Here is an 8,550-nt window from a genome sequence, read left to right as displayed (position 1 = left end):
CACCATATGGTCTCGTGGGCTCGGAGATGTGTATATGAGTGTGGTGGGGGTGCCGCCGCGGCGGGCTGGTCGGGACTTGCCGGGACATCCGCGGTCAGCGCGGCTGGCGCGATCGTGAACTCCATGCCCGACACACGGGAGAGGTCGGGAAGGACGGCGGTGCTGCCGCTGGTGCTGGTCGTGGGGTGCCCCGGGCCGGCGGCAGCGGCAGGCATCGCCGCCATGACCGGCCCGATCCCGGCGACCAGCGTGACACCGAGGCCGACCTCGAGCAGCCGGCGCATGGCACGGGGCAGGATCAGCCGGGCCAGCGCGGCGCTGAGCCGGCCGACCGCGCCGGGAATGGCGGCGGCGACACCGAGCAGGACACCCAGGCACAGCCACAGCAGGCACAGCCACGCGACCGCGGCGACGACCGTGACGAGCGCCCGCTCGGGGTCCGCGGTGAACCAGTCCGGCACCGAGCCTGCGCTGGCTGGCAGGTCGGCCGCCGCCGGCCCGACAACGATCAATATGATCGCCGTGCCGATGGCACCGACGGCGCTGGCGAGCCGCGCCAGCGTCCCCCGAGCCGATCCCGCACTCATGGCCGGTACCCCTGTCTGCCAGATGCCATCGAACAGCTTCGTTTGCCTATGTTTGGTTGTGTAATCCTCTTGCGTCCTGCTGTCAATCTGGCTTGCGTCATGCGTGAGCAAGCAGGTAGGTACGAGACGGACGAAGCGCACCAGAACTACCCGGCTGGAGGAGATCCGATGCGGTGGGAGGACCTGTTTGCCGATCTCGAGCTGCAGTGGGAGGCCAACGAAGCGGCCGATCTCGCGGCGGAGCTCGCCGACCGCAGCCGGCGCGAGGCCTCCTACCTGCGTCTCATCGACCGCATGCGGCCGGTCGTGGGGCGCCCGACGCGCTGCCGGGTACTGGGTGGACAACGCGCGCCGGAGACCCTGCACGGGACGCTCGCCGCGCTCGGGTCGGACTGGTTCCTCCTCGCCGAGTCCGGTGCGGCCGAGACGCTCGTGCCGATGCGCTCGCTGCTCGCGGTCGACAGCCTGGCGGCGGTGTCGGCACAGCCTGGGCACGAGGGGCCGCTGGCCGCGAAGCTCGACCTGCGATATGTCCTGCGTGGGCTGGTGCGCGACCGGTCGGCGTGCACGCTGAGACTCGTGGACGGCACGGCGTTGCATGGGACTCCGCTGCGGGTGGGAGCGGACTTCCTGGAGGTGGCCGAGCATGCGCTGGGAGAGTTCGCCCGCCGGGGCCAGGTTCGCTCCGGCTGGACCCTTCCGCTCGACGCGATCGCCTACATCCGCCGGGTCGTGTGAGCGGCGGGCGGCTCAGTCCTCCGGGACGGCCTCGTGCCGCGCCAGCGGATTGGCCGCGACGAATGCCCTGGTCTGCTCGTAGGCGCGCTGGATGTAGGCCTCCAGCTCGGCGCGCTCCACGCGCCACTGCCCGCGCCCGCCGATCTTGATGGCGGGCAGCTCGCCCGAGCGCACGAGGGCATAGGTCTGGCTGGAGGAGATGTTCAGGATCTCGGCCACGTCGCTCAGCTGAAGGAAGCGGTCGTTCATAGAGCCCTCCTACTGAGGCTGGGTGTCTCTCCTCACGTGTGTATCAGAGTTTCCACCCGTCATCGCCTCCAGATGCCACAGCTTGTGGATAACTGCGCGCGAACACGGCCGGAAGCTGACACTCACCGACGACCGGCTCCGCTTGTCCTGAACCCACTGCGATCCGCGGTGACGAGAGCGCGCGCCCCGCGCCGGACGGCGCAGCGGTGGCGGTCCGGGTCGCGCGGCCGGCAGCCCCGGCAGAAATGCGGATTTCTCGTCAAAGCACACATCGAGCCGGTGGGTCTGCGCGTCCAACAGGTAGGCCGGCGGGTCTGGTCTGTCGCCGTGCGCGAGGATCGTCACGGATGGCAGTCGTTAGACCCGGTTCCGCAACGGCTGCAGTTGACGATATGACTGTGTTGGAACCCTTCCACCGCGTACGCTCTGCGACCGGAAGGTGCGGATTCGTGCTGATGGTCCGCCAGGAGAAAAGGGAGGTCTCCCGGTGACCGAGCTCGCCGCGGCGCCGGTCCGCCCCGACGCGACACCACCGCCGAGCTCCCCGCCCGCCCGCCGGCTGACCCGCCGGCGCTGGCGGGACTCCCGACTGCTGATCGGGGTGCTGCTGGTGCTGGTCTCGGTGGTCGTCGGCGCCCGCCTGTTCGCCTCCGCGGACGCGACCCGCCAGTGGGTCGTGGCCCGCCAGGACCTGCCGGCCGGACACGTGATCGTGGCCGGCGACCTGACGACGGTGCCGGCCCGGCTCGACTCGCGGACCTCCAACCGCTACTACCCTGGCGCGCAGCTCGGCCGACTGGTGGGCAGCACGCTCGCCCGGCCCGTCGACACCGGTGAACTCGTCAGCGGCGCCGATTTCGTGCGGAACAACGCGCAGTCCACCCGACTCGTCCCCGTGATCGTCAAGGCCGGTCGGCTGCCTGCCCTCACGCCGGGTGATCATGTGGACGTCTACGTCTACCAGTCCGGCGCCGCCGCCCCCGCGGGCACCGGCGACCCGAACACGCCCGACCAGAACGCCCCCGCGCCGGCCACCGGCACGGGCGCCGAGGCCCAGGTGCTCCATGACGTCGAGTTCGTCGAGCTGGACAAACTCGCCAGCGGCGACAGATCGTTGACGCTGCGGGTGCCTATCGACAGCGCGATCCAGGCCGTGGCGGCGTCACAGAGCGAGCGGGTCGACGTCGTCAAGCTGGAGAAGGACTCCCGCGGCGGGGTCGGCACGACCGGTCCGACCCTCGCCCCGGGGTATGGCCGGTGAGCCTGCCGATCCTCACCGCGGTCACCGACTCGGACGTCGAGGCCGGCCTGGTCTCGGCCTTCGACCGCCGCGATCTCGGGGTGACCGTCGTCCGTCGCTGTGTCGATCTTCCTGACCTGCTGGCGGCCGCGACGACCGGTGCGGCGCGGGCCGCGTTGCTCTCGGCCGACCTGCGCCGGCTGGACCGGGACGCGCTGACCCGGCTGGCGATGGCCGGTGTCGCGGTGGTCGGCCTGATCGCCCCAGGTGACGAGGACGCCGACCGGCGGTTACGCCAGCTCGGTGTCGCTGCGGTCATTCCCGCCGACGCCACGGCGGAGGTCGTCGCCGGCGCCGTCGTCGAGGCATCCCGCGCGTTGTCGACGCCCGCCGGGCCGCAGACGGGATGGGGAAGCGGGTCGTTCAGCGAGGCGCTGCCCGGTTTCGGCAAGCTTGCCCCGGTCGGGGTCGGTACGGACGCCCTGTCGATGGCCGAGCCTGGCGGCGGCCGGGTGATCGCGGTCTGGGGGCCGGCCGGCGCGCCGGGGCGCACGACAGTCGCGCTGTGCCTGGCCGCCGAGATCGCCGCCCTCGGGATGTCCGCCCTGCTGGTCGACGCCGACTCCTATGGCGGTTCGGTCGGCCAGCTCGTCGGCTTGCTGGAGGAGGCGCCGGGCCTGGCCGCCGCGGCCCGGTCGGCGAATCAGGGCCTGCTTGACGTGCCCAGGCTGGCGATGCTGTGCCGCGATCTCGGGGACGGCCTGCGGGTGCTGCCGGGTATCTCCCGGCCCTCCCGCTGGCCGGAGCTGCGTCCGGCCTCGATCGAGACGGTGCTGTCGCTGTCTCGGCGGCTGGCCTCGTTCGTCGTGGTGGACTGCGGCTTCTGCCTGGAGACCGACGAGGAGCTGTCCTTCGACACGGCGGCGCCGCGGCGTAACGGTGCGACGCTCGCCGTGCTGGAGTCGGCGGACATCGTGCTCGCGGTGGCCTCCGCGGAACCGGTCGGACTGGTCCGGTTCGTGCGGGGTCTGGCGGATCTGCGCGAGGCCGTGCCGGGCGCGGAGCCGCTCGTCGTCGTGAACCGGCTGCGCGCCTCGGTCGTCGGCGGGGATCCGTCGCGTGAGGTGAGCAGATCGATCCTGCGGCACACCGGGACCGAACCGGTCGCGCTCGTGCCGTTCGACCTGGTCGGGTTGGATGCCGCGCAGGTCACCGGGCAGCTGCTGCGGGACATCGCGCCGACGTCGCCGGCCCGGCTGGCGATCCGGGAGCTGGCGGGCCACCTGGCCGGACGGCCCACCACAGGTCGCCGCCGCCGCGGAGGCCTGCGCCGCCAGGCCCGCTAGGGCGACCAGCGCTGGCGTTGGCCGGCTGCTCCGCGCGGACGGATCGGGCAACGAGGCCGCCAGAGCGGCCGGGTCGGCGACGGGGGCCGTCGCGGCCGACGTCCGAGACGTGCAGGTAATCGGGCTGCCAAGATCCACGGAATGAGCCTGGCGCCTCGTGGTCGTGAGCGGCCACTTCGCCGGAATGTCGCCGGGTCTGCCGCGACTCACGGTTACGCCGTTGGCATAACCATGACATACGGTACTCGGACCATCCGCCCAACGTAGCTACCGCGGTTACGGCGAGCGATTCCTGGGCATCGCTGTGTGGAGTGGATTCGGTCAAGAAGTGAAAGGGATCTTACTTAAAGCTTCCGGTGGGACGGGATCATTCTTGTTATGTGACTGACCTGGCGCGCTGCGAAGTGAAAGACTCCAAGTGTCGCCGTCATGCTTCGGAGAGTGATGAGAAGTGTGGCTGCGTGAAAGTCTCCAATTGGCAACGTTACGTTAGTGTGGGCTTCCCGGGAACGTGCCATCCGGATCGTGGCGCAACCGTGCCACCCATCCGCGCGGCACGGGGATAGCTCGGGCGAGACGGCTGGGGGTGTGTCGGGTGAGCCGGGAGTACGCGAAGGCGGTGGGAGCCCGCCTGCGGGCGATACGGATTCAGCAGGGTCTTTCGCTGCAGGGCGTGGAGCAGAAATCGCGGGGTCGGTGGAAGACCGCCGCGGTCGGCTCCTACGAGCGAGGCGACCGCATGATCAGTGTCCACCAGCTCTCCGAGCTCGCGGGCTTCTACGGCGTGCCGGTCTCGGCGCTGCTGCCCAGCGAGGACCAGTTGCCGCCGCGGGAGCGCCGCCCCCGCACGGTGCTCAACCTGGAGAAGCTCAGCGAGGCGCCGCCGGATTCCTCCGCCCTCGTGCGGCGCTGGGTGGCGCAGATCCAACGTCAGCGCGACGACTACGCCGGCCGGGTGCTGTCCATCCGCGACGGCGACGTGCGCGCGCTGGCCCTACTGCACGACACGACGCCGCAGGACTTCGCCGAGCGTCTGCGTAACTGGGGCGTGCTGGAGACGAGCTTCGCCGAGGAGGAGAGCGAGGAACCCGCGGACCTGGACTGACGCTCCGCAGGCGAGGAACGGTCAACGCGGACCGTGGACTGCGACTGGCGCCGGCCGGTTCCCGCGCGGAACCGGCCGGGCCAGGTACCGGGCGGCCCACATGGCAGCGGGCGCACCGGGCGGTGGATGCCCAACGCGGGGCACCGCCACCCACCGGGCACCGCGCCGGGAGGTGGACTATGACCAGAAGGCGGGCCGTGCGATGCGGCCTGGTCCTCGGTGCCGGCGGGGTCCTCGGCTCCGCGTGGATGATCGGCGCCCTGCGGGCCGTCGAGACCGAGACCGGCCGGGACCTCGCCGCCAGCAGCGATCTGCTGGTCGGCACCTCCGCCGGCTCCGTGGTGGCCGCCCTGCTCAGCCTCGGGGTCGGAGTCGAGGCCATGGCGGACTCCGAACGTGGTGTCTACCAGGCCGGTGATCCGGTTCTCGACTACCGCGACCTCGGCGCGTCCCTGCCGCCGCGACCGCGGCTGCGGATGGGCTCGCCGCGGTTGCTGACCGCGAGCGCGCTGCATCCCCGGCATGCCTCTCCCATGGTCACCCTCGCGGCGATCCTGCCGCAGGGCCGAGGCAAGATCTCCGCGGTCGGCGATCTCGTCGCCGCCGCGATGGACCGACGTGGCCTCGATCCCCTGGACTGGCCACCGCCGTCGCCCGCGCTGCGCGTGGTGGCGATGGACTTCGACACGGGTGACCGGGTGCTGTTCGGTTCGCCCGAGGCGCCGGCGGTGCCGCTGCCCGAGGCCGTCATGGCGTCCTGCGCCATTCCCGGGTGGTATGCCCCGATCAGGGCGGACGGCCGGCGGTTCGTTGACGGTGGTACCCGTTCCCCAACGTCCGTGGACCTGCTCGCCGACGCCGGTCTCGACGAGATCGTCGTCGTCGCGCCAGCGTGCTCGCTGGTCACCGACCGGCCGCGTGGCGCCGTCGCCCTCGTCGAGCGCCAGGTGCGCCGGGCCGCGACCCGCCGGCTGCTGCGCGAGGTCGAGCAGGTCGAACGGGCGGGCATCCGCGTCATGGTGCTCTGCCCCGGCCCGGAGGATCTCGCCGCGATGGGCGGGAACCTGATGGATCTGACTCGCCGGGCGGAGGTGTTCGAGACCAGTCTGCACACCACCGCCGTGGCGCTGCGGGCGGGGAGCCGATCCCGTCCGGCGTCGCCGAACCGGCCCACCCGGGCGCCCCGGGGCGCTACCCGGACCGCGCCCGAGCACGCGGACCAGGCGCTCACCCACGGCGAGCGGGGCGCCGGGACACGGTCTGGCCGGTCCGGTGACCCGGTCGGACTCGACCTGGCCGGCTGACCCTCACCGACCGTGCTCCGCGCGGGGTTGGGACACTGCTGTCGTGCGCATCTACCTGCCGTCGACCCTCATCGCCGCGCGATCGGTCTGGGCGGACCAACAGGTACCCGCCGGCACCGGTTTCGCGGTGACGCCCGCCCTGCGGGAGTGGTACGCCCAGTCGGAGTCCGAAGAGGAGCTCGAGTACGCGGTGCTGCACGACGCCGCGCGCGGCAGCCTGCGGCTGCTCGACACCGACCCGTCGGCGCCGCGGCGGCGCCTGGTGTTCGTCGCCGAGGTGCCCGACGGGGTCGCCCGGGTCCGCGATGACCTGGAGCGCGGCGTCGTCGAGATCGATTTCGCGCTGCCCTGGTCGGCGGTGGAGGCCATCCACGTCGACGAGGATGACGCCGAGGTGCTCGCCGCCGTGCATGAGGCGGCCGAGAGCATCGTCGAGGCCGATCTCGGCGGCGACGACGCGGCCTTCACCGTCGACAGCGTCGAGGGCTTCGAGCTGCTCTGGTTCGCCCCGCAGGAACTGCCCGACCTGCTGTAGCCGCGCCGGTCGGCCGACGAAACCTGACCGTTCGTTGTGATCCGCCCCGGCGCGGTGGTGATCCGGGGTGCAATGGTGGCATGGAACGAGATCTGCGGCGGCCGGGATGCGCCGATCCGGTGGGGTCGCTCGCCGTGTGGCGCACACCGCCCGTTTTCTCCACGTACGAGGGTCCGCGTGGCCAACGGTTGTGCCTCCCCGGAGTACGGGCCGCATCGGCCGTTGCGAATAATGCGTAGAACGCCGTCGAGCGTCGCCCGGGTTCAGGTCCGGAAGGCACCGGCGGAGTCCTTCCCACACCCTTCGTAACGAGATGCTGCCCCGGCCGAACGCGCGGGCGCTCTCTCGACCGACCCCCGCGGTAAGGAGGCTGGCAGCCCATGCTCTACCTCGCCGGGCAGATCCTGGCGTATGTGCTGGTGGCGATGGTCATTGGCGCCGCGCTGGCGTGGGTGTTCCTGATCGCCCCGCTGCGCCGCCAGATTCGCCAGGCCCAGGACGGCCAGCCCGCCGAACGCCCGGCCGGTGGCCCACCCGTGCCCTACGAGCAGCGGGTCGCGCGGGAGATGGCGGTGCCCGAACAGGCATGGCCCGGGGAATCCCCGGCGCTGGCGGCGATACCCGCGCCGCCGATCGCGCCGATGCTGGAGCTGCAGCGCCCAGCTGTGTCCGCCCAGGCGCCCGCGCCGGCCGACGACCTCGCGGGGCAGGACGCACCCGTCGCTGACGAACCGCTCGGCGCCGACGGCGGCACCGACGCGGGCCGGGAAGCCACCGCCGAGGCGCCTGAGTTCGGCGACGGTCGCCTGACCGGGGCGGAGCTGGCGACCACCGGGCCGATATCGCTGCCCGTCGGCCTCGGACGGCCCGGTGAGCCCGTCGCCGAGCTGGTCGAGCTTCTTCGCCACCAACGGGACGACTCGGCGCTGGACAAGGCCGATCTGAGCGCGCGCCTCGCCGTCGCCGAACAGCGGGCCGCCGAGGCCGAGCAGCGGATCTCCGTGGCGGAACGGCATGCCTCCACCGCGAGCGCCCGCGTCGAGGAGATCGAGTCGGCGCTGCGTTCCCGGGTCGAGGGGGCCCGGGTCGAGGGGGCCCGGGTCGAGGCCACCGATGGCCCCGCCGGTTCCACGAACAGCGCGTCGCCGGCGGAGGACCCGATGACCGGGCCCATCGTCCTCGAGCTCGCCCGCGAGAAGGAGCTGCTGAGCGAGCAGCTCGCCGAGGCCGAGGGCCGGGCCGCGAAGTTCTCCTCCCGGCTCGCGATGGCCCGTACCGAGGCTGAGGACGCCCAGCGCCAGGTCGCCACCATGACCACCCGGCTCGACCGGCACCAGGCCGAGTGGGCCGCGGAGCGGCTCAGCCTGCTCGCCCGGCTCGCGGTGGTCGAGGGCGCGCTGGACAGCGGCGCCGTCGACCCGCGTGACGCGGCCGCGGCCGCGGAGG

Annotated in this window: 7 protein-coding genes and 2 pseudogenes; 7 read left to right on the top strand and 2 right to left on the bottom strand. The window is 72.3% G+C overall.

Features of this window, described 5'->3' with window-relative positions:
• A pseudogene (locus tag MXD58_RS13930) lies at window positions 1-587 on the bottom strand (LysM peptidoglycan-binding domain-containing protein); the annotation flags it as partial.
• Between the two features lie 168 nt (window positions 588-755).
• Between MXD58_RS13930 and MXD58_RS13925 the strand changes: the two are divergent.
• Complete coding sequence (locus tag MXD58_RS13925) at window positions 756-1,325, top strand: hypothetical protein (protein ID WP_248841274.1); 570 nt, start codon at window positions 756-758, stop codon at window positions 1,323-1,325.
• Window positions 1,326-1,337: 12 nt separating this feature from the next.
• Here the strand turns inward: MXD58_RS13925 and MXD58_RS13920 are convergent, their stop codons facing one another.
• Window positions 1,338-1,574: a helix-turn-helix domain-containing protein gene (locus tag MXD58_RS13920; protein ID WP_248841275.1), complete on the bottom strand. Its 237-nt coding sequence runs from the start codon at window positions 1,572-1,574 to the stop codon at window positions 1,338-1,340.
• Between the two features lie 487 nt (window positions 1,575-2,061).
• Here MXD58_RS13920 and MXD58_RS13915 point away from each other — a divergent pair, with 487 nt between their 5' ends.
• From MXD58_RS13915 to MXD58_RS13890, 6 genes and pseudogenes are all read left to right on the top strand, one after another.
• Window positions 2,062-2,835: an SAF domain-containing protein gene (locus MXD58_RS13915; protein WP_248841276.1), complete on the top strand. Its 774-nt coding sequence runs from the start codon at window positions 2,062-2,064 to the stop codon at window positions 2,833-2,835.
• The gene (locus tag MXD58_RS13910; protein ID WP_248841277.1) at window positions 2,832-4,160 is read left to right on the top strand and encodes a CpaE/TadZ family protein; all 1,329 of its coding nucleotides are present in this window, start codon (window positions 2,832-2,834) and stop codon (window positions 4,158-4,160) included. Before MXD58_RS13915 ends, MXD58_RS13910 begins: the two co-directional genes overlap by 4 nt.
• Window positions 4,161-4,755: 595 nt before the next feature.
• Window positions 4,756-5,265 (top strand): transcriptional regulator, encoded by a 510-nt coding sequence (locus tag MXD58_RS13905; RefSeq protein WP_248821545.1) that lies wholly within the window; start codon window positions 4,756-4,758, stop codon window positions 5,263-5,265.
• A gap of 179 nt (window positions 5,266-5,444) precedes the next feature.
• On the top strand, window positions 5,445-6,569 hold the full coding sequence (locus tag MXD58_RS13900) for a patatin-like phospholipase family protein (protein WP_248841278.1): 1,125 nt from the start codon (window positions 5,445-5,447) through the stop codon (window positions 6,567-6,569).
• 43 nt (window positions 6,570-6,612) lie between these two features.
• A complete protein-coding gene (locus MXD58_RS13895) occupies window positions 6,613-7,104 on the top strand; it encodes a DUF6912 family protein (protein WP_248841279.1) in 492 nt (163 codons plus the stop codon).
• A 380-nt stretch (window positions 7,105-7,484) separates the two neighbouring features.
• A pseudogene (locus MXD58_RS13890) lies at window positions 7,485-8,550 on the top strand (hypothetical protein); the annotation flags it as partial.

Origin of the sequence: Frankia sp. AgKG'84/4 (genome assembly GCF_023242965.2) — a bacterium.
GTDB lineage: Bacteria > Actinomycetota > Actinomycetes > Frankiales > Frankiaceae > Frankia.
The sequence above is the reverse complement of the archived record's forward strand: the minus strand, read 5'-3'. Positions and strand labels throughout refer to the sequence as shown.

Excerpts from the sequence above, each read along its gene's own strand:
- MXD58_RS13920 (WP_248841275.1), bottom strand. The coding sequence starts at position 1,574 with ATGAACGACCGCTTCCTTCAGCTGAGCGACGTGGCCGAGATCCTGAAC.
- MXD58_RS13900 (WP_248841278.1), top strand. The coding sequence starts at position 5,445 with ATGACCAGAAGGCGGGCCGTGCGATGCGGCCTGGTCCTCGGTGCCGGC.
- MXD58_RS13925 (WP_248841274.1), top strand. The coding sequence starts at position 756 with ATGCGGTGGGAGGACCTGTTTGCCGATCTCGAGCTGCAGTGGGAGGCC.